Raw genomic sequence first — 22,567 nt, forward strand, 5'->3', positions numbered from 1 at the left:
CGGCATATGGACGCGGTTCTCAGGAAAAAAGTCAGTCGGCTTCTGCCAGCAATCTGACAGCGGTCTCGCCGACCTTGCGCACCGCTTCTTCGATCTGCGCTGTCGGTTTGGCAGCGTAGTTCATCCGCAGGCAATTGCGGTATTTGCCCGAGGCGGAAAAGATGCTGCCGACGGCAATCTGTACGCCTTGGTCGTGCAACTCACGATTCAGTTTCAAGGTGTCGAAACCTTCCGGCAATTCGACCCACAACATGAAGCTGCCTTGCGGCCGACTGGCGCGGGTGCCTGCCGGGAAATAGCGGGTCACCCAGTCGATCATCAGGTCGCGGCTGCGCTGGTATTGCGTGCGCATCCGCCGCAAGTGCGGTTCGAAATGACCGGCCTTGAGGAATTCGGCGATGGCGATCTGCGGCTGCGGTGCGGTCGATCCGGTGCTGATGTATTTCATGTGCAGCACGCGTTCGAGGTATCGGCCCGGCGCGACCCAGCCAATACGCAGCCCTGGCGCCAGGGTCTTGGAAAACGAGCTGCACAGCAATACGCGGCCGTCTTCGTCGAAAGATTTGATCGTGCGTGGGCGCGGGTAGGTGTAGGCCAGTTCGCCATACACATCGTCTTCGATGATCGCCACGTCGAAGCGCTGCGCGAGGTTGAGCAGAGCGCGTTTGCGCGACTCCGGCATGATGTAGCCGAGCGGGTTGTTACAGTTCGGGGTGAGCTGGATGACCTTGATCGGCCATTGTTCCAGCGCCAGTTCCAGGGCTTCGAGGCTGATGCCGGTGAGGGGATCGGTGGGGATTTCCAAGGCTTTCATGCCCAGGCCCTTGAGGGTCTGCATAGCGCCGTGAAAGCTTGGCGAGTCCACCGCGACAATGTCGCCCGGCTCGCAGATCGCGTGGATGCTGGTGGACAGCGCTTCATGGCAACCGGTGGTGACGACCAGGTCGCTGGCGCTCAACTGGCAGCCGGAATCAAGCATCAGTCTGGCGATCTGCTCGCGCAATTCGAGGGTGCCGTGGATGTTGTCGTAATACAGACCGGGCATGTCCTGGCGGCGGCTGATCCGCGCCAGCCCACGCAGCAGCGGTTTCATCGTTGGCGAGCTGATGTCGGGCATGCCGCGACCCAGTTGCACGACATCCTTGCGCGGCACTGCGCGAATCAACTCCAGCACCTGATCCCATTGCGAAATCTCCACTGGCCGTTGCGCCGGGCGGCCAACGGCGGGCAGCTCCGGCAGTTCGCGGCCAACCGGCACAAAGTAGCCGGACTTGGGCTTTGGCGTAGCCAGACCGCTGTCTTCCAGCATGCGATAAGCCTGTTGCACCGTGCTCAGGCTGACCCCGTGTTCGACGCTCAAGGCACGTACAGACGGCAACCGATCGCCGGGTCGATAGAAGCCGTTTTCGATGCGCGTGCCGAGCAATTCGGCAAGGTTTACATAAAGGGTCATGGCTCTGCCTCGGTGCGGTGATTCGATAAACCAGTACAGATGCGGCAGAAATCGACAATTCAGTCTTCAGGGCGGCAAATCTGTATGGAGTTAATACAGTTGCTTTGAATCTGTAACGGTTTTGCTCGCCCGCGCATCATGGAATCTCTGGCTACCCAAGTAAACAGGAGCAACGAAAATGAACGGCTTGAGCGATGTGCGGCTGACGTTACACAGTCAGGAACTGGCGGCAGGGCAGAAGGACAACGCGCGCAATCTCATGCGTAACGCGCCATCCGGCCTGAGTCGCTGGAATCTGTTCTGGCATCGTCTGCACACGCGAAAGGCGTTGCTGGCGCTGACGGCGGATCAGCTCAAGGACATCGGGCTGACGCGTGAACAGGCGCAGGAGGAGGGGTTGAAGCCGTTCTGGCGGATCTGATAACCACTGATCGTTCCCACGCTCTGCGTGGGAACGCCGCCCCGGACGCTCCGCGTCCGCTGTGACGCAGAGCGTCACTGGATGCATTCCCACGCAGAGCGTGGGAACGATCAATCAGACCAACTCTTTCATTCGATGCCACAACATCCCCAACGCCAAAAGCGGCGAGCGCAAATGCTTGCCGCCCGGGAAAGTGATGTGCGGCACCTTGGCAAACAGATCAAAGCCACCGCTGTGCTGGCCGCTGATCGCCTCGGCGAGCAACTTGCCCGCCAGGTGCGTGGCATTCACCCCGTGTCCGGAATACGCCTGGGCGTAATACACATTTGGCTGATCCGCGAGCCGGCCAATCTGCGGCAAACGGTTTGCGCCGATACCGATCATCCCGCCCCACTGATAATCGATCTTCACCCCGGCCAATTGCGGGAATACTTCGAGCATCTTCGGCTGCATGTAGGCGCCGATATCCTTCGGATCCCGCCCCGAATAATGACAGGCACCGCCGAACAGCAAACGATGATCGGCCGAGAGCCGGTAGTAATCCAGCGCGACACGTTGGTCGCAGACCGCCATGTTCTGCGGCAGCAGGCTGTGCGCCTGTTCTTCGCTCAACGGTTCGGTGGCGATGATGTAGCTGCCGGCGGGCAGGACTTTGCCGCTGAGTTGCGGGTTCAGATCATTGAGATAGGCATTGCAGCCGAGCACCAGCGTTTTCGCGCGTACCAAACCGTGGGCTGTATGGACTTTGACTTCGGGGCCGTAATCGATACGCGTCACTGCGGAGTGTTCAAACAGTTTGACGCCCAATTGCTGCGCCGCTGCCGCTTCACCCAGCGCCAGATTCAGCGGATGCAGATGTCCTGAACCCATGTCGATCAATCCGCCGACATAGCGCTTGGAGCCGACCACCGTGTGCATATCGTTGGCTTGCAGCAAGCGGGTTTCGTAGCGATAGCCAAGGCCACGCAATTCTTCGGCGTCTTCGGCAAAGCCTTCGAGGTCGGACGGTTTGTTGGCGAGGTCGCAGTAGCCCCAGGTCAGGTCACAGGCAATCTGAAAACGCTCGACGCGCTGACGAACGATTTCCACCGCTTCCAGGCCCATGAGTTTCATCTCGCGCACGCCGTCGGCGCCGATGACGTTGGTGAACTGATCGAGGCCGTGGCCGACGCCGCGAATCAACTGCCCGCCGTTGCGGCCACTGGCGCCCCAGCCGATCTTGTGTGCTTCCAGTAGCACCACGCTGAGGCCGCGTTCAGCCAGTTCCAGTGCCGTGTTCAACCCGGAAAAACCGCCACCAACCACGCAGACATCAGCCACCATTTCACCTTGCAGCGCAGGATGATCCGGCTGCGGCAAGCTGCTGGCGGCGTAATAAGAGGCAACGTGGGGTTGGCTCGCGGGGGAGTGGGCGCGGGCAGTCATGGGCGTCATCCAACGGCTAAGGTGTCGAGAAAATTTGACGGAGCATAAGCCGCACGCCCGAACGTGGGCAACACTGGTCGGCCGGCGGTGTCTGGATCAGGGCTTTTGCGGCACAATTGGCGCCTATTCCACCTTGGTTACCGTTTCGATGAGCTGCAACAGCCAGACAGTCCGCACCTTGCGTCAGCAGATCCCCTCGTTCGAGTGCGTGCCCGGCTGCCACGACTGCTGCGGGCCAGTGACCACTTCGCCGGAAGAAATGTCCCGCCTGCCGCGCAAGACCCGCGCCGAGCAGGATGCGGCGATGGAGGAGTTGAACTGTGTGCATCTGGGGCCGAATGGCTGCACGGTGTATGAGGAGCGGCCGTTGATTTGCCGCTTGTTTGGCACGACCAAAACCTTGCCTTGCCCGAATGAGCGGCGGCCGGTGGAGCTGATTCATCCGCGGGTGGAGAAGCAGATATTCGAATACATGACGGCGAATCGGCAGGTGTTGGTTTAAAAGATCGCAGCCTTTCATGATCATTCCCACGCTCTGCGTGGGAATGCAGCCCGGGACGCTCTGCGTCCCAAATGCCGAACGCGGAGCGTCCGAAGAGGCATTCCCACGCAGAGCGCGGGAACGATCGTCGCGGTGCTCAGTCTGGAATCGGCAGGCTCAGGCTCTCCTTCACCTCTTCCATCACGATATAACTCTTCGATTCGCGCACATGCGGCAGTTTCAACAGAATGTCGCCCAGCAGCTTGCGGTACGAGGCCATCTCGGAAATCCGCGCCTTCACCAGATAGTCGAAATCCCCTGACACCAAATGACATTCCAGCACGTGCGGCAATTTCAGCACCGCTCGGCGGAACTCTTCGAAAGTGTCGCCGGATTTGTAGTCGAGGCTGATCTCGACAAACACCAGCAAGCTACCCTTCAAGTGCTGCGGATTCAGCCGGGCGTTATAGCCCATGATGATTCCTTCGCGCTCCAGACGCCGTACCCGCTCGGTGCACGGCGTGGTGGAGAGGCCGACCTTTTCCCCGAGTTCGGTAAAGGAAATCCGCCCGTCCGCCTGCAGGATCCGCAAGATGTTGCGGTCGATCTTGTCCAGCTCACGTTTGGTCTGAGTGTTGGTACGCATAGGGGATGCGCCTCCGTGAAAAGGGTTTTTGCCGAGAATTGTCGCCAAATATAGGCGCTTATATAGTGAAAAGCACTGGCATTTCTTTTTTACACTGCGCGCATCATTGCTCTAACAACACAGCTCGGCGAAAAGCCGCGATGAGGGATACAAAATGCGCGTTATGGTCTTGGGTAGCGGCGTCATCGGTACCGCCAGTGCTTACTATCTGGCCCGTGCCGGGTTTGAAGTGGTGGTGGTCGACCGGCAGCCCGCTGCGGCCATGGAGACCAGTTTCGCCAACGCCGGCCAGGTCTCGCCGGGCTACGCCTCGCCGTGGGCCGCGCCGGGCGTACCGCTGAAGGCGATCAAGTGGCTGCTGCAACGCCACGCCCCTCTCGCGATCAAGGCCACTGCCGACATCGACCAGTACCTGTGGATGGCGCAGATGCTGCGCAACTGCACCGCCAGCCGTTACGCGGTGAACAAGGAGCGCATGGTGCGTCTGTCCGAGTACAGCCGCGACTGCCTCGATGAATTGCGCGCCGAAACCGGCATCGCCTACGAAGGCCGCAGCCTCGGCACCACTCAATTGTTCCGCACCCAGGCGCAACTGGATAACGCCGCCAAAGACATCGCCGTGCTGAAAGAATCCGGCGTGCCGTTTGAAGTCCTTGATCGCGCCGGCATTGCCCGCGTCGAGCCAGCGCTGGCAGGTGTCACTGACATCCTCGCCGGCGCCCTGCGCCTGCCGAATGACCAGACTGGCGACTGCCAGATCTTCACCACCCGTCTCGCCGAAATGGCAGTGAAACTCGGTGTCGAATTCCGCTTCGGCCAGGACATCCAGAAGCTCGACTACGCCGGTGATCGCATCAACGGCGTGTGGATCGACGGCAAACTGGAAACCGCCGACCGCTACGTGCTGGCGCTCGGCAGCTATTCGCCGCAATTGCTCAAGCCGCTGAGCATCAAGGCCCCGGTGTATCCGCTCAAGGGTTACTCGCTGACCGTGCCGATCACCAACCCGGCGATGGCTCCGACCTCGACTATTCTCGACGAGACCTACAAGGTCGCGATCACCCGTTTCGACAACCGCATCCGCGTTGGCGGCATGGCCGAGATCGCCGGTTTTGACCTGTCGTTGAACCCGCGCCGCCGCGAAACCCTGGAGATGATCGTCAACGACCTTTATCCTCAGGGCGGTAATCTGGCCGAGGCGAGTTTCTGGACCGGTCTGCGTCCGACCACCCCGGACGGCACGCCGATCGTTGGCGCCACGCCGTTCAAGAACCTGTTCCTCAACACCGGTCACGGCACGCTCGGTTGGACCATGGCGTGCGGTTCCGGTCGTTTGCTGGCCGACCTGATGGCAAAGAAAAAGCCGCAGATCAGCGCCGAAGGCCTCGATATTTCCCGTTACGGCAACAAGACCCAGGAGTCCGCAAAACATGTCAATCCAGCGCCAGCTCACCAATGAGCGCATGAGTCAGATCGTCAGCCACAACGGCACCGTGTATCTGGCCGGGCAGGTCGGCGACGACTTTGACGCCGGGGTTGAACAGCAGACCCGCGAGGTACTGGCCAATATCGAGCGCTTGCTCGATCTGGCTGGCACCGACAAAGAGCATCTGCTGTCGGCGACGATTTACCTGAACGACATCGAGGCGCACTTTGCCGGGATGAACTCGGTGTGGGACCAGTGGCTGCCAAAAGGTGCTGCCCCGGCCCGTGCCACCGTCGAAGCGAAAATGGCCAAGCCGAGCATCCTGGTAGAAATCTCTATCGTCGCCGCGCTGCCGTAAGCCGTTGTAAAGATCCCTCTCCCGGCGCTGTTGGCGGTTCACGTCGTCAGTCGGCGCCGGTTTTTCTTCCCATGACCGCCTAGAAGTCTGCCGCCATGCGTCCTGCCCGTGCCCTGATCGACCTAGAAGCCCTGCGCCACAACTACCGAATTGCCCGCGAAGTCACCGGCGCCAAGGCGCTTGCGGTGATCAAGGCCGATGCCTATGGCCATGGCGCGGTGCGTTGCGCGCAGGCGCTGGAAGCCGAGGCCGACGGTTTTGCCGTCGCTTGCATCGAAGAAGCGCTGGAGTTGCGCGCGGCCGGCATCAAGGCCCCGGTGTTGTTGCTCGAAGGCATCTTCGAAGCCGATGAGCTGGCGTTGATCGTCGAGCATGATTTCTGGACCGTGGTGCATTCGCTGTGGCAGCTCGAAGCAATTGAGCAGGCGACGCTGAGCAAGCCGATTACCGTGTGGCTGAAGCTTGATTCGGGCATGCACCGCGTCGGTCTGCATCCCAAGGATTACCCGGCAGCCTATCAACGGCTGCTGGCCAGCGGCAAAGTGGCGAAAATCGTCTTGATGAGCCACTTCGCCCGCGCCGATGAACTGCACGCGCAGAGCAGCACCGAGCAGGTTGCGGTGTTTGAAGCGGCGCGTCAGGGCCTGGCGGCGGAAGTCAGCTTGCGCAACTCGCCGGCTGTGCTCGGTTGGCCGCAGATTCACAGCGATTGGGTGCGCCCGGGCATCATGCTTTATGGCGCGACCCCGTTCGAAGAAGCCAACGCCGTGGCCGAGCGCCTGCAACCGGTGATGACCCTCGAATCGAAAGTCATCTGTGTGCGTGAGCTGCCCGCCGGCGAGCCGATCGGCTACGGCGCCAAATTCATCACCGACAAGCCGATGCGCATCGGCGTGGTCGCCATGGGTTACGCCGATGGCTACCCGCGTCAGGCGCCGACCGGCACGCCGGTTTTGGTGGCTGGCAAGCGCAGCCGCATTCTCGGTCGCGTGTCGATGGACATGCTCTGCATCGATCTGACCGATGTGCCGCAAGCCGACCTCGGTTCGAGCGTCGAATTGTGGGGCAAAAATATCCTCGCCAGTGAAGTGGCGCAGTGGGCCGACACCATTCCGTACCAGATCTTTTGCAATCTGCGCCGAGTGCCAAGGCTCTATTCCGAGGGTTAACGCCGCTGCGGGGGCCAAGTGTTGTAAATACTGAACGCTGTCGCCATGATAACGCTCAATATTCTTACAACATCAGGAGGCTCCCGCCTTGGACGTCGGTGAACGACTGCAATCGATCCGCAAGCTCAAAGGGCTTTCCCAGCGTGAACTCGCCAAACGCGCGGGCGTCACCAACAGCACCATTTCGATGATCGAAAAGAACAGCGTCAGTCCTTCGATCAGTTCGCTGAGGAAGGTACTGGGCGGCATCCCCATGTCCATGGTCGAGTTCTTTTCCGAAGAAATCCTGCAGGAAGTCCCGACCCAGATCGTCTACAAGGCCAACGAGCTGATCGACATTTCCGACGGCGCCGTGACCATGAAACTGGTCGGCCGCGCGCACCCCAGCCGCGCCATCGCCTTCCTCAATGAAATCTACCCGCCGGGCGCCGATACCGGCGAAGAAATGCTCACCCATGAAGGCGAGGAAACCGGGATTCTGGTGGAAGGTCGTCTGGAACTGGTGGTGGGTCTGGAAACTTTTATTCTCGAAGCCGGCGACAGCTACTACTTTGAAAGTACCAAGCCGCATCGTTTCCGTAATCCGTTCGACGCGCCTGCGCGACTAATCAGCGCAGCCACGCCGGCGAATTTTTAACAAAGAGGTGCCGAGCCATGATGGCAAAGGCATCCGGACCGTTTTTCTACCGTGCGGTATAACCCCTTCGACTATGGGGTTGTTTCAGTGTGACGGGCTACCCGCTATACTTCCGCCCGCCTGCGAACCGTGGCCGCAGGCGTGAATAGCCACCATTGAGGGTGAACGCGTGAACCTAATTATGAAAATGCTGGCTGCACCAGCAACCGTACTGGCCCTCTGGGCTGTCAGCGCTCAAGCTGCGACGAATGACGACATTGCCAAACGCCTCGAGCCGGTCGGCCAGGTGTGTGTCCAGGGGCAGGAATGCAAAGGGATGGAAGTTGCCGCTTCCGCAGGCGGCGGTGGCGGGGCGAAAACCCCGGACGAAGTGATTGCCAAACATTGCAACGCCTGCCACGGCACTGGCCTGTTGGGCGCGCCGAAAATCGGTGATGGCGATGCTTGGGGTAAGCGCGCCAAAGAACAAGGCGGCATTGATGGTCTACTGGCTAAAGCAATCACCGGCCTGAACGCGATGCCTCCGAAAGGCACCTGCGCCGATTGCTCGGATGACGAGCTGAAGGGCGCGATACAGAAGATGTCCGGCTTGAAATAAGGCGTGCATCTGACGAAAAAAACCGTCTTCGGACGGTTTTTTTGTGGGCGCGATTCAAGAACCCCTCACCCCAGCCCTCTCCCGGAGGGAGAGGGAGCCGACCGAGGTGTCTTTCGCTATCCATCGACCTGAAAGACCTTAGCGATTATGGATTCGGTACAGCTCTTTCAGGTCGATGTAGATGCCGAGCATCCCCGAATCAGTCCCCTCTCCCTCCGGGAGAGGGCTAGGGTGAGGGCAAACAATCTCCAGCCATAAACAACCCCTGTGGCCGACAATCGTCCAGGACCTTGGGCTGTTCTTTGCAGCAAACTCAAGGCAATCTCGGTCTACCCCTATTCACGGAACGGGCAGGAGGCTTCAGATGGTGCAGTTGTGTTCGATCGAACAGGCAGTGGACGACGTGCTGGCGCGCTTGCCGGCGCACATCCACATGGGCATGCCGCTAGGCCTGGGCAAACCCAATCACTTCGTCAACGCGCTGTACCGGCGAATCAAAGAGCTGCCCGAGCGGCAGCTGACGATTTACACCGCGCTGTGCCTCGGCCGCCCGGCGCTGGGTGATGGATTGCAGAAGCGCTTCATCGAACCCTTCGTCGAGCGCGTCTTCGGTGATTACCCGGAATTCGATTTCCTCGCCGACCTGCATCGCGACAGCCTGCCGGCCAACATCCGTATCGAACAGTTCTTCATGCAGCCCGGCAGCCTGCTCAACAGCGCGCCGGCCCAGCAGGATTACGTCAGCAGCAACTACAGCCACGCCGCTCGCGACATCAACGCCGCCGGGCTGAATCTGGTAGCGCAGTTATTAGCCAGCAGCAGCGAACACCCCGACCGTCTGAGCCTGAGCTGCAACCCCGATATCACCCTCGACCTGTTGCCGATGATCGCCAAGCGTCGCGAAGCTGGGGAGACGATCCTGCTGGTCGGCCAGGTGCACACCGATCTGCCGTACATGCCCGGCGATGCCGAAGTCGACATCGATACGTTCGACCTGCTGATCGACGCCAAGGACAACAGCACGCTGTTTTCCACGCCGAACATGCCGGTGGGGTTTCAAGATCATTTCATTGGCTTGCACGCCAGTACGCTAGTGCGCGACGGCGGTACGTTGCAGATCGGCATCGGCTCAATGGGTGATGCGCTGACTGCTGCGCTGCTTGCACGTCAGGCGGATAACGCCGGTTACAAGGCGTTGCTCGACGACATCAACCTCAGCCAATGGGCGCAGTTGATCGACCGCGAGGGCGGCACCGGGCCATTCGCCAAAGGTTTGTACGGTTGCAGCGAAATGTTCGTCAACGGCTTGCTGGTGCTGGCAGATGCCGGGATCATCCGGCGCAAGGTCTATCCCGATGTGCAGACTCAGGAACAGGCCAACGCCGGCACCCTCGACGAGGCGGCGCAGACTGACGGCATCTCGGTGCACGGCGGCTTCTTCCTCGGCCCGCGCAGTTTCTACGAGCGCTTGCGCGAGTTACCGCAGAGCAAACGCCTTGAATTCAACATGACCCGCATCAGCTACATCAACGAGCTGTACGGGCAGGAAGAGCTCAAGCGCTTGCAGCGTCTGGATGCGCGATTCATCAACACCGTGTTCACCATGACCCTGCTTGGGGCTGGCGTGGCAGATCAACTGGAGGATGGACGAGTGCTCAGCGGTGTTGGCGGGCAATACAACTTTGTGGCGCAGGGCCACGCGCTGCACGATGCGCGCTCGATTCTGATCCTGCGCAGCTGGCGTGAATCCGGTGGCGACGTCAGTTCGAATATCGTCTGGGAATACGGCCACTGCACGATTCCACGGCATCTGCGCGATATCGTCGTCACCGAGTACGGCATTGCCGATCTGCGTGGTAAATCCGACGCGGTCGTCATTGAATCGCTGTTGAACATCAGCGACTCGCGCTTCCAGCAGGGCTTGATCGAGCAAGCGCAAAAAGTCGGCAAGCTGCCAAAGGATTTCCGCCTCGACCCACGCTTTGCCGACAACACGCCACAGCGTTTGCAGGCAATCGCCGCGCAGCATCCGAACCTGTTTCCAGAATATCCACTGGGCTGTGATTTCACCGCGATCGAGCGGGATTTGCTGCGTGCGCTGAACTGGCTGAAGAGCAAATTCAAACTCACCGAAATCCTCGAACTCGGCAAAGCCGCCCTCGACGCCCCCGAGGCATCGCTATACCCAGAACACCTCGAACGCATGCAGCTCACCAACCCGGAAGGCCTGAAAGAAGACCTCTTCCAACGCCTGCTGCTCACCGGCCTCAAAGCCACCGCACAATAACTGCCGGACCCAAAACAACTGTAGGAGTGAGCCTGCTCGCGATGGCGGTGCATCAGCCGACGAAGATATCAGCTGACACTACGCTATCGCGAGCAGGCTCACTCCTACAGGGGGGCTGCGGTGTGGCTTTATTCGATGAAAGTGACGACGCCATCCTTCAGCGATTTCACGCGGGCCAGCGATTCAACGCGGTAGCCCTGCGAGTCCAGCTCGGCGCGGCCGCCCTGGAACGACTTCTCGATGACGATGCCCAGGCCAGCAACGGTCGCGCCGGCCTGTTTGATGATCGAGATCAGCGCTTGCGACGCCTTACCGTTGGCCAGGAAGTCGTCGATGATCAGCACGCGGTCGCTGCTGGTCAGGTGACGCGGGGAGATGGCCACCGTGCTTTCGGTCTTTTTGGTGAACGAGTAAACGGTCGCCGACAGCAGGTTTTCCGTCAGGGTCAGGGACTGTTGCTTGCGGGCGAAGATCACCGGCACGCCGAGGTTCAGACCGGTCATGATCGCCGGGGCTATCCCTGAGGCTTCGATGGTGACGATCTTGGTGATGCCCGAATCCTTGAACAGCGAGGCGAATTCGTCGCCGATCAGCTTCATCAAGGCCGGGTCGATCTGGTGGTTCAGGAAGGCGTCGACCTTCAGGACCTGGTCGGAAAGCACAATGCCTTGTTCGCGGATTTTCTGGTGCAATGCTTCCATGAAGCTGTCCTCTTTTGGCGCTTTGTGCGCCGAAGGTCTAGTAAAAAAAGTGGTCAATTCTAGCGCTTTAACATCGCGCGTATATCAGCCAATGCGCTGTTGCCACGCACGACTTTGACTTCGGTCGGTGTGTCGTCGTTGCCTTCCCACGCCAGATCGTCCGGCGGCAGCTCATCGAGGAAGCGGCTCGGCGCGCAGTCGATGATCTCGCCGTACTGCTTGCGCTTGGCGGCAAAGGTGAAGGCCAGGGTCTGGCGCGCGCGGGTGATGCCCACGTAGGCCAGGCGACGTTCTTCTTCGATGGTGTCGGCTTCGATGCTGGAACGGTGCGGGAGGATTTCCTCTTCCATGCCCATGATGAACACGTAAGGGAATTCCAGACCCTTGGACGCATGCAGGGTCATCATCTGCACGCCTTCGGCGCCGTCTTCCTCTTCCTGCTGACGTTCGAGCATGTCGCGCAGGACCAGTTTGCCGATGGCGTCCTCGACGGTCATTTCGCCTTCTTCGTCCTTCTCGAGGGTGTTTTTCAACGCCTCGATCAGGAACCAGACGTTGCTCATCCGGTAATCGGCCGCCTTGTCGCTGGAGCTGTTGGTGCGCAGCCAGTTCTCATAGTCGATGTCCATGACCATGCTGCGCAGCGCCGAGATCGGGTCTTCGCCGGCGCACTGCTCGCGCACTTTGTCCATGAAGCGCTTGAAGCGCGACAGGCGATCGGTGAAACGGCTGTCCAGATGCTCGCCCAGACCGATTTCGTCGGTGGCGGCGTACATCGAGATCTTGCGTTCGGTGGCGTAGTTGCCGAGTTTTTCCAGAGTGGTCGAGCCGATTTCCCGGCGCGGTACGTTGATCACGCGCAGGAAGGCGTTGTCGTCATCCGGGTTGACGATCAGGCGGAAGTAGGCCATCAGGTCTTTCACTTCCTGACGGCCGAAGAAGCTGTTGCCGCCGCTCAGGCGATACGGCACCTGGTGGTGCTGCAACTTCAGCTCGATCAGCTTGGCCTGATAGTTACCGCGATAAAGGATCGCGAAGTCGCTGTACGGACGGTCGGTGCGCAAGTGCAGGCTGAGGATTTCCATGGCCACGCGCTCGGCTTCGGCGTCCTCGTTGCGGCAGCGGATTACGCGGATCTCGTCGCCGTGGCCCATCTCACTCCACAGCTGCTTTTCGAATTCGTGCGGGTTGTTCGAGATCAGCACGTTGGCGCAGCGCAGGATGCGACTCGTCGAGCGATAGTTCTGCTCGAGCATCACCACTTTCAAGGACGGATAGTCGTCCTTGAGCAGCATCAGGTTTTCCGGCCGCGCGCCGCGCCAGGCATAGATCGACTGGTCGTCGTCGCCTACCACGGTGAACTGGTTGCGCTTGCCGATGAGCATTTTTACCAGCAGGTATTGGCTGGCGTTGGTGTCCTGATATTCGTCGACCAGCAGGTAGCGCACCTTGTTCTGCCACTTTTCGAGAATGTCGGCGTGTTCTTCGAAAAGCTTTACCGGCAACAGGATCAGGTCGTCGAAGTCCACCGCGTTGAACGCTTTCAGCGTGCGCTGATAGTGGGTGTAGACGATCGCGGCAGTCTGTTCCTTGGGATTACGCGCGTTCTCCAGCGCCTGAGGCGGCAGGATCAGGTCGTTTTTCCAGGCGCCGATCATGTTCTTGATCTCGTCGACGCCGTCGTCGCCCGCGTATTCCTTCTGCATGATGTCGGTCATCAGGGCTTTCACATCGGTCTCGTCGAAAATCGAGAAACCGGGTTTATAGCCCAGCCGCGCGTGTTCCTTGCGGATGATGTTGAGACCGAGGTTGTGGAAGGTGCAGACGGTCAGTCCACGCCCTTCGCCGGCCCGCAGCAAGGTGCCGACCCGCTCTTTCATCTCGCGCGCGGCCTTGTTGGTAAAGGTCATGGCGACGATGTACTGGGCGCGGATGCCGCAGTTCTGGATCAGGTGCGCGATTTTGCGCGTGATCACGCTGGTCTTGCCGGAGCCAGCACCGGCGAGCACCAATAGAGGGCCGCCGACGTAGTTCACGGCTTCTTGCTGCCGGGGATTGAGTCGGGACATACGAAAATTCGGGAGTCGTTGACGAAATGGGCCGGCATTTTAACAGGCTCAGAGAATTGTGCTGCTCTCTCCGACTTGTGACGTACCACGCGATTCAAATTTGCCGGTTTTGTTACTTTCGCGGAGGATGCGCGGTGATTTTGCGGCTAATGTACTCATTCGTGACACAAAATAACGTTTTGATAACCGTTGTCATTTGGTCATTGAACATCGCAACGGCATAATGCCCCGCCCACATCTTTGCAGAGTCTAGGGAGCTAGCTTGTCTACGCCTGTCGAACCCTTGCGTTTGCTGCTACTGGCCGAAGAGCCAGCGTGGACAGCGTTATTGCGTGAGTGTCTGGCTCCGATGGGGAGCGCGGCGGTGCTGATCAGCGCGCCGAGCTGGGACTCGGTCAGCAGTCTGTTCGAAGACAACCGCAATGCGGTGTTGTTGACCCTTCCGGCATTACAACCGGCACCGGGCCGTTGCAGCCTGCCGACGGTATTGCTGCTGGAACACGAACCGGACACCGCACCGGTTGGCGTCAGCGACTGGCTGGTGTTCGACGCCCTCGACGCCGGCATGCTGCGCCGTTGCCTGCGCCATGTGCGCGAACGCGGCGTTCTCGAAAACACCCTGCAACGCCTGGCCGAACAGGATCCGCTGACCGGTATCGCCAACCGTCAGGGTTTCCAGACCTTGCTCGCCGCGCGCCTCGCGGAAAACGACGGTCGCGGCCTGGCCCTCGGGCATCTCGATCTCGACAACTTCCGCCACGCCAACGACGCGCTGGGTCATCAGGCGGGCGATCGCTTGATCCTGCAGGTTGTCGCACGGCTGAAAAGTCAGCTGGAGGCGGGTGATCAACTGGCGCGATTGGGCAGCGACGAATTCGCTCTGCTGATCGACACCCGTCGTGCGCCACAACGCGCCGAATGGATGGCTGAACGCATCACCGAAGCGCTCGCCGAACCGTATTGGGTCGATGGCGAAAGCCTGCTGATCGGCTCCAGTCTTGGCATCGCCCATGCCCGTGCGCAGGGCGGTGCCGATCCGCTGATGTGGCACGCGCACATCGCCATGCAGCAGGCCAAAAGCACGCAGGGCTGCACTTTTCATATCTTCAACGAACGCATCAACCGCAACGCGCGGAGCATGGCCGACCTCGAAAGCGAGCTGCGCCGGGCCTTGCGTCGCGATGAACTGGAGCTGCATTACCAGCCAAGGCTGAATCTTGAGGATGGTCAGATCGTCGGCCTCGAAGCGTTGGTGCGCTGGCGCCATGGCGAACGTGGTTTGCTGCCGCCGAGCGAATTCGTGCCGCTGGCTGAGCAAAGCGGGTTGATCGTGCCGTTGGGTTATTGGGTGATTTCCCGGGCTCTGCGCGATATACAGGCGTTGCGCGAACGTGGTCTGCCGGCGCTGCACATGGCGATCAACCTGTCGTTCCGCCAGTTTCAGGACAGTCAGTTGTTGCCGACGCTCAGCCGCTTGATCGCTGAGCGCGGTGTTGAAGCGCAGTGGCTGGAATTCGAACTGACGGAGACGGCGGTGATGCGCCGCAGCGATCTGGTCAAGCAGACCATGGACGCCCTTGGCCGCCTCGGTGTGCGCTTCTCACTGGACGACTTCGGCACCGGGTTTTCCTCGTTCGTGCACCTCAACAGCCTGCCGATCACTTTGCTGAAGATCGACAAGAGCTTTGTCGGTGGCATGGAGCAGCGCGAAGAGAACCGCAAACTGGTGCACGCGATGATCAATCTCGCGCACAACCTGCATCTGGAAGTGGTCGCGGAGGGGGTGGAAACTCCGGAGCAACTGGAATTGCTGCGCGGCTTTGGTTGCGATCAGGTGCAGGGGTATCTGATCAGCCGGCCGTTGCCGTTAGCGGAACTGGTTGAATATCTCACCTACGGCTCAAGCCAACAGCCAGCCCTCGAAATCGTGAGCTGAACACATAACCCCTGTAGGCCTTCGCCTGCTCGCGATAGCGGAGTGTCAGACAACTCATCATTATCTGACACACCGCTATCGCGAGCAGGCTCACTCCTACAAGGGATCTCAGTCAGTCTGCGGGACTGTGAATGGCCTGGATGACGCAGGCTCCAGCCGAATCATCCGCTTCATCTTCCATTCAAACGCCAGCGTCAGACTCACCGCTGCACACGCCAGGCCCAGCGCCAAGCCCCACCAGACGCCCGTCGGCCCCCAGTTCAAGTGGAACGCCATCCACCACGCCGCCGGCGCGCCGATCAGCCAATAGCAGCCGAGCCCGACCAGAAACGTGGTCTTTGCATCCTTGAGCCCGCGAATGCAGCCCATGGCAATCGTCTGCGTGCCGTCGAACAGTTCAAACCACGCCGCCACTGCCAGCAGGCTCACCGCCAAGCGAATCACCTCGGCAAACGCCGGATCATTGTGATCGAGGAACAGCCCCACCAACTGGTTCGGCAACAGCCAGAACACCATGGCGAAACCCAGCATCACCACGGCGCCAAAGACGATCCCGACCCGTCCGGACATCCGCGCATCGCTCAATTGCCCGGCACCGTAATGCTGACCGACGCGCATGGTGATCGCGTACGACATGCCCGCCGGCACCATGAACGCCACCGAGACGATTTGCAGAGCAATCTGGTGCGCACCCAACTGCGTGCTGCCCATCGTGCCCATGCACAGTGCGGCGAAGGCAAATAATCCAACTTCCACCGCATACGTGCCGCCGATTGGCAGGCCAAGGCGCCACAACTCTTTCAGGTACTGTCGATTCGGCCGCGACAGACCCGCGCGCAGCGGATAAGCGTCGTACGCCGGATGCCGACGGATGTGCCAGGCCAGCGCCAACGCCATGCAGTTGGCAACAATTGCCGTGACCAGGCCGATCCCCGTCAGGCCCATTTTTGGCAGGCCGAACATGCCGGTGATCAGCGCGTAATTGAGCAGGAAATTCGCCACCGTGCCGGCCAGGCTGATGACCATCACCGGTGTCGCCCGGCCGATTGCACTGGTGAAACCGCGCAGGGCCATGAAGCTCAGGTAGCCGGGCAGAGCGAAGGGCAGGGCGATCAGGAATTGTCCGGCGGCATTGACGTTGGTTTCGGTCTGGCCGAACAGCAGCAACACCGGTTTCAGGTTCCACAGCAGCAACCCGGCGCCCAGCGCCATCAGCCACGCCAGCCACAACCCGGCCTGAGTCAGCCGTGCAGCGCCGATGATGTCACCGGCGCCCTTGCGGATCGCCACCAGCGTGCCGACTGCCGCAATCACACCGATGCAGAAAATCGACACGAAGGAGTAAGTCGCTGCACCGAGACCGCCGCCCGCGAGCGCTTCCGGACTCAGGCGCGCCATCATCAATGTGTCAGTCAGCACCATCAACATGTGCGCCAACTGTGAAGCAATCAACGGCCCTGCCAGCCGCAGAATGGCCCAGAGTTCGGTACGCACAGGATGCTGCATGGTCATCACCACTCGATTTTCAGAGGGAACAGGAGAGCGTCGATTCTCGGCGCTTGGCAGGCGTTGCACAAAGGGATAAAAAGGATGGGTGGCATGAGTAAAACTCATCCTGATGTGATTCTGTCCGTTTTACTGCATCCCGCTGCTGGAGCCTTATGTATGTCCCGTCGACTTCCTCCGTTGTATGCCCTGCGCGCATTCGAAGCTGCAGCACGGCACAGCTCGTTCACGCGTGCGGCCGAGGAGTTGTCGATCACCCAGAGTGCGGTGAGCCGGCACATTCGCACGCTCGAAGATCACTTTGCCTGCAAGTTGTTTCACCGCAGCGGTCGCCATCTGCAGTTGACCGAGTCGGCGCGTTTGCTGTTGCCTGGCATCCGTGAAGGTTTCGCGGCATTGGAACGTGCCTGTAATACCTTGCGCGCCGAAGACGACATCCTGCGTATGAAAGCCCCGTCGACCCTGACCATGCGCTGGTTGCTCGCGCGTCTGAGTCGTTTCCGCCATTTGCAGCCGGGCAACGAAGTGCAACTGACCAGTGCGTGGATGGATGTCGATTCGGTGGACTTCAACGATGAGCCGTTCGATTGCGCGGTGTTGCTGAGCGACGGCCATTTTCCGCCGGACTGGGAGGCCAGCCTGTTGTTTCCCGAAGAGTTGATTCCGGTGGGGGCGCCGAACCTGCTCAACGATCAACCGTGGGATCTGGCCCGGCTGGCGTCCACTGAACTGCTCCATCCGACGCCGGATCGTCGTGACTGGCGCAGTTGGCTGGAACACATGGGGCTGTCCGATCAGGTGTCGCTGAAGGGTGGGCAAGTGTTCGACACACTGGAGCTTGGCATGATCGCGGCGGCACGCGGCTACGGAGTGTCGATGGGCGATCTGTTGATGGTCGCCGAAGATGTCGCGCAAGGACGGCTGAGCCTGCCGTGGCCGACCGCCGTCGCCAGCGGACTGAATTATTACCTCGTGTGGCCAAAAACCCGTCCGGGAGGTGAACGTTTGCGCCGTCTCAGCGACTTCCTGCAAGGCGAAGTCCGCGCCATGGACCTTCCGGCTGTAACTCGCTTGAGCTGAAACGTTCGAGCCGCCACAATGCCGGCCTTGTGCCATAACCCTGCTGCTCGCTCAAGTATTCCGCTTTACCGCCGAATACGTGCATGTGGAACCGTCGTGCCGGTATCCACGATTCACCCCCACTATTAAAAATTATCCGAGCTGCGATCAAGGAGGATCGGAAAGTTCGGCCAGGAGCTGTCATGTCTCAACCTCGCGCTCGGATCGCCTCACAGTTAGGCCTCGCCCTCGCCGTGATACTGGCGATAGTTATCAGTGGCAGTACGGTGTTCGCCTTGCGTTCGCTGGACTCCGCCAACCTCGCCACCCGTGAAGAGCATCTGGCCAGTGAGGCGCGGCTGCTGGCCGACCAACTGAGCACCTTCCACGGCACGCTGCGTGAAAGCACCCAGCGCCTGAGCGGGCTGTTCGAGAAGCGTTTCAGCGCAGGTCTGAGCATTCACCCGAGTGAGCCGGTGAATGTTGCCGGCACCCAGACCCCGGGTCTGCATCTGGGCAGCGAAGTGCTGAACAACAACTTCAAGGAAGTCGACGAGTTCAAGCAGATGACCGCCGGCGTCGCCACCCTGTTCGTGCGCAGCGGCGAAGACTTCATCCGCGTCAGCACTTCGCTGACCAAACAGGATGGCACCCGTGCCATCGGCACCTTGCTCGATCACGCGCACCCGGCCTACGCGAAGTTGATGGCGGGGCAGGGTTACGTCGGTCGCGCCTTGCTGTTCGATCGCTCCTACATGACCCAATACACCCCGGTGCGTGATGGCAGCGGCAAGGTGATTGCGGTGCTGTTCGTCGGCTTCGATTACACCGACGCGCAGAACATCCAGTTCGATAACCTCAAGCGCTTCCGCATTGGCCAGAGCGGTTCGCTGGCGTTGCTCGACGAGCAAAACAAATGGCTGGTCGCGCCAGCGGGGGTGCAGGCGCTGGATCAAGCCGTTCCGGTGATCAAAGGTTTGGCTGCAAAGCCGGGCAAGGGTGAGTTCTGGAGCGACACCTCGGAAGATTTCTACAGCATTGCCGTGCCGTTCGATGGCGGACCATGGTCGGTCGTGGCGAGCATGCCGAAAGCTGAGATCCGCGCGGTGACCTGGAGCGTGGGTACGCAACTGGCCATTGGCAGTCTGTTGGCGATGCTGCTGGCGGTCGGATCTGTGGTCTGGCTGCTGCGCAGCAAACTGGCGCCTCTGGGGGATCTGGTGCGTCAGGCCGAGGCCTTGGGCGCCGGTGATCTGAGCGTGCGCCTGAACGTATCGAGCAACGACGAAATCGGTCAGCTGTCCCGCGCGTTCAACCAGATGAGCCAGGCGCTGTCGACCATGGTCGAGCACATCCGCCGCTCTTCGGAAGAGGTCAACAGCCGTGCCCAGGCCCTGTCCGGTTTGTCCGGCGGTGCCTATGAAGGCATGGAGCAACAATCTGGCGAAATCACCAGCATGGCCGGCGCGGTGGAAGAGTTCAGTGCGACGTCGTTGAACATCGCCGACAACATGGGCGCGACCCAGCGTCTGGCGCAGGAAAATGCCCAGCAAACGCAGATTGGTCGCAGCTCGATGGAAGAAGCGTCGTCCTCGCTGGAGCAAATCGCTGGCGCCCTGAACAGCACCGCCACCGTGATCAACACCCTCGGTCAGCGTTCGCAGGAAATTGGCGGCATTGTAGGTGTGATCACCTCGATCGCTGAGCAGACCAACCTTCTGGCACTTAACGCAGCAATCGAAGCTGCCCGTGCTGGTGAGCAGGGTCGTGGCTTTGCTGTGGTGGCCGATGAGGTGCGCAGCCTGGCCTCGCGCACCCGTCAGGCGACGGATGAAATTTCCAGCATGATCCACAGCATCCAGCAGGAAACCGGTAACGCGATCAGCACCATGGAGCAGGGCAATGTGCTGATGCAGGAAGGCTTGTCGCGCAACGCCAACGTGGCGTCGGCGCTGGCGCGAATCGATGAACAGAGCCGTTCGGCGGGGCAGCAGTTTGCCGCGATTACCACGGCGACTCAGGAGCAGAGCAGCACCGCGACGTTGTTGAGCAGCAATTTGCAGAGCATTGCACTGGCCAACAGTGAGCAGCGTGAGGTTGTGTCGAACCTGGCTGTTACCGCCAAGGAGCTTGAGAAGCTGGCGGCGGACTTGCGTTCCGAGGTTGATCGCTTCCGTTGATAGGTGGCTGAAATCGCTATCGCGAGCAGGCTCACTCCTACAGGTATATCGGTTGGTCGCAATTTTTGTGGTCACTGAAGATCCCTGTAGGAGTGAGCCTGCTCGCGATCGCCTCACTGCCAATCCTGGGTAAAACACTCGGGCTCTTTCTCTTTCATACTTGCTGAAACGTTTCCGCAGCGCTATAAAAATGGCACAACTCCAATAAAGGCTGCTGCCATGACCCCGCTCAAACTCGCCGTCGCTCTCGGCGCACTCTCTGCTGCTTCCCACGCCATGGCTTGGGATTACGTTCTTCTCGATGCCAACAAACCCGCGCAAAACTGGACCATCACCAGTGCGCAGCTCGGCGTGAAAACCGACAAACCCTTCTCCGTAACCCTGCGTACCTTGCACGGTGGCCGGCAGGAAGGTGTCAGCATCGTCGATATCGATAACGGCACAATGAAACTCTCGGTGGTGCCGACCCGCGGCATGAATGTCTTGCAGGCCTCTGTCGGCAACGTGCGCATGGGTTGGGATTCGCCGGTCAAGGAAGTGGTCAACCCGGCCTTCATCGAACTTAACGGACGCGGTGGGCTTGGCTGGCTGGAAGGTTTCAACGAGCTGGTGACCCGCTGCGGGTACGAATGGGTCGGCCATCCCGGCATGGACAATGGCGAACTGCTGACCCTGCACGGACGCGCTGCCAACATTCCGGCCAGTACCGTCACGCTGCACATCGACGAAAAGCCCCCCTACGCCATCAGCCTGCGTGGCGAGCTGAAAGAGCAAGCCTTCAAGAAGGTCGACTTCTCGGTCGTTACTGAACTGGTCACCGAACCTGGCAGCGTGCGCTTTGCACTCAACGATACGCTGACCAACAACGGCGATTATCCGAAGGAATACCAGGCGCTGTATCACAGCAACTTCAGTACGCCGTTCCTCGAGCAAGGCGCACGATTTGCTGCGCCGGTAAAACAGGTGTCGCCGTTCAACGACAAGGCCAAGGGCGACCTGGCCGACTGGCAGACCTATCGCGCGCCGACCAGGGACTACGACGAAACCGTCTACAACGTCGTGCCCTATGCTGATGCCAAAGGCGAAACCCTGACTGTTTTGCACAATAAGGCCGGCAGCCTCGGTGTTTCTGTTGGCTTCAATACCCAGCAGTTGCCGGTGTTCTCTCTGTGGAAAAACACTGATACCCAAGGGCAGGGCTATGTCACCGGGCTGGAGCCGGGCACCAGTTTTTCCTACAACCGTCGCTATCAGCGTCCGCTGAATCTGGTGCCGACCATTGCACCCAAGGAACACAAACAGTTCCAGATCAGCTACAGCCTGCTTGCGGACAAGGGGGCTGTGGATAACGCGTTGAAGCGCGTGACCGAGATTCAGGCCGGGCGCGACACCGAAGTGCGGCAGACGCCGCTGGTGGATCTGACCGAGCATTAAGGAATTGCCGGCCGGTATTGCAGTGCCTCAGCCAAGTGTTCGCGTTTGATTGCATCGACTTGCTCAAGGTCGGCCAGTGTCCGGGCGACTTTGAGTAGGCGATGCGCTGAGCGTAGCGATAGCGTCAGCCGTTCACAGGCTGATTCCAGCCACTTCTCATCGGCTGTGGATAACTTGCAGTGCCGCTTCAATCCCGGCAGATCGAGAAACGCATTGGCACAGCCCTGACGCTTCTGCTGTCGTTCGCGAGCCTCGGCCACCAACGCCGCAGCGCTGGCGCTGTCTTCTCCCGGCTTTACCTGCGGGTTCAACGCCGTCGCTTCCCGCGCCACCGTCAGGTGCAGATCAATCCGATCGAGCAACGGCCCCGATAGCTTGTTGCGATAGCGCTGCACCATGTCCGGCGTGCAGGAACATTTGCCACTCGGCTCGCCAAGATATCCACAGGGACACGGGTTCATCGCCGCCACCAACTGAAATCGCGCCGGGAAACGCACGCGATCCTTGGCCCGGGCAATCACGATATGCCCGGACTCCAGCGGCTCGCGCAGCACCTCCAGCACCTTGCGATCAAACTCCGGCAGTTCATCGAGAAACAGCACGCCATGGTGGGCGAGGGTAATCTCGCCGGGTTGCGGTTTCGAGCTGCTGTCGGCTTTCGAAATAGCTGCGAAAGGACTAGGCTAGAGGCCTCATAACACCGTCTCTCTCTACTGAAATTGCTGCGAATAATTTCCGAAATAACTGCGACAGGATTGAGAATGTCTACAAATAGCTGCGA

At 60.1% G+C, this 22,567-nt stretch carries 18 protein-coding genes and 1 pseudogene; 12 read left to right on the plus strand and 7 right to left on the minus strand.

Translation table 11 applies throughout. From position 1 onward, the window contains the following. Nucleotides 1-31 precede the first annotated feature (31 nt). Complete coding sequence (locus ACM6IN_RS16905) at nucleotides 32-1,453, minus strand: PLP-dependent aminotransferase family protein (protein WP_007920385.1); 1,422 nt, start codon at nucleotides 1,451-1,453, stop codon at nucleotides 32-34. Nucleotides 1,454-1,631: 178 nt separating this feature from the next. On the opposite strand from ACM6IN_RS16905, the gene ACM6IN_RS16910 reads away from it, so the two are divergent. Then, nucleotides 1,632-1,874: a DUF1127 domain-containing protein gene (locus ACM6IN_RS16910; RefSeq protein WP_007920387.1), complete on the plus strand. Its 243-nt coding sequence runs from the start codon at nucleotides 1,632-1,634 to the stop codon at nucleotides 1,872-1,874. 114 nt (nucleotides 1,875-1,988) lie between these two features. On the opposite strand, the gene ACM6IN_RS16915 is transcribed toward ACM6IN_RS16910, so the two are convergent. Further along, nucleotides 1,989-3,299, minus strand: a complete 1,311-nt coding sequence (locus tag ACM6IN_RS16915; RefSeq protein WP_414894565.1) for an NAD(P)/FAD-dependent oxidoreductase — start codon at nucleotides 3,297-3,299, stop codon at nucleotides 1,989-1,991. A 148-nt stretch (nucleotides 3,300-3,447) separates the two neighbouring features. Here ACM6IN_RS16915 and ACM6IN_RS16920 point away from each other — a divergent pair, with 148 nt between their 5' ends. After that, a complete protein-coding gene (locus tag ACM6IN_RS16920) occupies nucleotides 3,448-3,801 on the plus strand; it encodes a YkgJ family cysteine cluster protein (protein ID WP_007920389.1) in 354 nt (117 codons plus the stop codon). Nucleotides 3,802-3,937: 136 nt separating this feature from the next. Here the strand turns inward: ACM6IN_RS16920 and ACM6IN_RS16925 are convergent, their stop codons facing one another. Further along, entirely contained in the window at nucleotides 3,938-4,426 is a 489-nt protein-coding gene (locus tag ACM6IN_RS16925) for an Lrp/AsnC ligand binding domain-containing protein (RefSeq protein WP_003177284.1), read from the minus strand. Between the two features lie 154 nt (nucleotides 4,427-4,580). Here ACM6IN_RS16925 and dadA point away from each other — a divergent pair, with 154 nt between their 5' ends. The 6 genes from dadA to ACM6IN_RS16955 all read left to right on the plus strand — a co-directional run bounded on the left by dadA (nucleotide 4,581) and on the right by ACM6IN_RS16955 (nucleotide 10,901). Next, nucleotides 4,581-5,885 (plus strand): D-amino acid dehydrogenase, encoded by a 1,305-nt coding sequence (gene dadA, locus ACM6IN_RS16930; protein WP_414916395.1) that lies wholly within the window; start codon nucleotides 4,581-4,583, stop codon nucleotides 5,883-5,885. Then, nucleotides 5,857-6,210 carry a RidA family protein gene (locus ACM6IN_RS16935; RefSeq protein ID WP_007920391.1) on the plus strand — a complete coding sequence of 118 codons (354 nt, stop codon included), beginning with the start codon at nucleotides 5,857-5,859 and terminating at the stop codon, nucleotides 6,208-6,210. Before dadA ends, ACM6IN_RS16935 begins: the two co-directional genes overlap by 29 nt. A gap of 95 nt (nucleotides 6,211-6,305) precedes the next feature. Beyond that, the gene (gene alr, locus ACM6IN_RS16940) at nucleotides 6,306-7,379 is read left to right on the plus strand and encodes an alanine racemase (protein WP_007920392.1); all 1,074 of its coding nucleotides are present in this window, start codon (nucleotides 6,306-6,308) and stop codon (nucleotides 7,377-7,379) included. Between the two features lie 88 nt (nucleotides 7,380-7,467). After that, nucleotides 7,468-8,016 (plus strand): cupin domain-containing protein, encoded by a 549-nt coding sequence (locus tag ACM6IN_RS16945; protein WP_007920393.1) that lies wholly within the window; start codon nucleotides 7,468-7,470, stop codon nucleotides 8,014-8,016. Nucleotides 8,017-8,197: 181 nt separating this feature from the next. Then, nucleotides 8,198-8,614, plus strand: a complete 417-nt coding sequence (locus ACM6IN_RS16950; protein ID WP_414916488.1) for a c-type cytochrome — start codon at nucleotides 8,198-8,200, stop codon at nucleotides 8,612-8,614. Nucleotides 8,615-8,978: 364 nt separating this feature from the next. Then, nucleotides 8,979-10,901 (plus strand): acetyl-CoA hydrolase/transferase C-terminal domain-containing protein, encoded by a 1,923-nt coding sequence (locus ACM6IN_RS16955; protein ID WP_414916396.1) that lies wholly within the window; start codon nucleotides 8,979-8,981, stop codon nucleotides 10,899-10,901. Between the two features lie 128 nt (nucleotides 10,902-11,029). Here ACM6IN_RS16955 and ACM6IN_RS16960 read toward each other — a convergent pair whose 3' ends face one another. Next, nucleotides 11,030-11,602: a xanthine phosphoribosyltransferase gene (locus tag ACM6IN_RS16960; protein WP_007920398.1), complete on the minus strand. Its 573-nt coding sequence runs from the start codon at nucleotides 11,600-11,602 to the stop codon at nucleotides 11,030-11,032. Nucleotides 11,603-11,661: 59 nt separating this feature from the next. Continuing rightward, entirely contained in the window at nucleotides 11,662-13,671 is a 2,010-nt protein-coding gene (gene rep / locus ACM6IN_RS16965) for a DNA helicase Rep (protein ID WP_007920400.1), read from the minus strand. A 262-nt stretch (nucleotides 13,672-13,933) separates the two neighbouring features. Between rep and ACM6IN_RS16970 the strand changes: the two genes are divergently transcribed. After that, nucleotides 13,934-15,607 (plus strand): putative bifunctional diguanylate cyclase/phosphodiesterase, encoded by a 1,674-nt coding sequence (locus ACM6IN_RS16970; protein WP_414916397.1) that lies wholly within the window; start codon nucleotides 13,934-13,936, stop codon nucleotides 15,605-15,607. Between the two features lie 108 nt (nucleotides 15,608-15,715). On the opposite strand, the gene ACM6IN_RS16975 is transcribed toward ACM6IN_RS16970, so the two are convergent. Beyond that, a complete protein-coding gene (locus ACM6IN_RS16975; RefSeq protein WP_414916398.1) occupies nucleotides 15,716-17,113 on the minus strand; it encodes a NorM family multidrug efflux MATE transporter in 1,398 nt (465 codons plus the stop codon). A gap of 159 nt (nucleotides 17,114-17,272) precedes the next feature. Between ACM6IN_RS16975 and ACM6IN_RS16980 the strand changes: the two genes are divergently transcribed. The 3 genes from ACM6IN_RS16980 to ACM6IN_RS16990 all read left to right on the plus strand — a co-directional run bounded on the left by ACM6IN_RS16980 (nucleotide 17,273) and on the right by ACM6IN_RS16990 (nucleotide 21,786). Beyond that, nucleotides 17,273-18,193 (plus strand): LysR substrate-binding domain-containing protein, encoded by a 921-nt coding sequence (locus tag ACM6IN_RS16980; protein WP_123376115.1) that lies wholly within the window; start codon nucleotides 17,273-17,275, stop codon nucleotides 18,191-18,193. Between the two features lie 182 nt (nucleotides 18,194-18,375). Continuing rightward, the gene (locus tag ACM6IN_RS16985; RefSeq protein ID WP_007920409.1) at nucleotides 18,376-20,352 is read left to right on the plus strand and encodes a methyl-accepting chemotaxis protein; all 1,977 of its coding nucleotides are present in this window, start codon (nucleotides 18,376-18,378) and stop codon (nucleotides 20,350-20,352) included. A gap of 219 nt (nucleotides 20,353-20,571) precedes the next feature. Then, the gene (locus tag ACM6IN_RS16990) at nucleotides 20,572-21,786 is read left to right on the plus strand and encodes an aldose 1-epimerase family protein (protein ID WP_414916399.1); all 1,215 of its coding nucleotides are present in this window, start codon (nucleotides 20,572-20,574) and stop codon (nucleotides 21,784-21,786) included. Here ACM6IN_RS16990 and ACM6IN_RS16995 read toward each other — a convergent pair. After that, a pseudogene (locus ACM6IN_RS16995) lies at nucleotides 21,783-22,430 on the minus strand (ATP-binding protein); the annotation flags it as partial. The gene ACM6IN_RS16990 and the pseudogene ACM6IN_RS16995 sit on opposite strands and share 4 nt — an antisense overlap. Nucleotides 22,431-22,567 lie beyond the last annotated feature (137 nt).

Origin of the sequence: Pseudomonas sp. IT-P395, from assembly GCF_949767675.1 — a bacterium.
In the GTDB taxonomy this organism is placed as follows: Bacteria; Pseudomonadota; Gammaproteobacteria; order Pseudomonadales; family Pseudomonadaceae; genus Aquipseudomonas.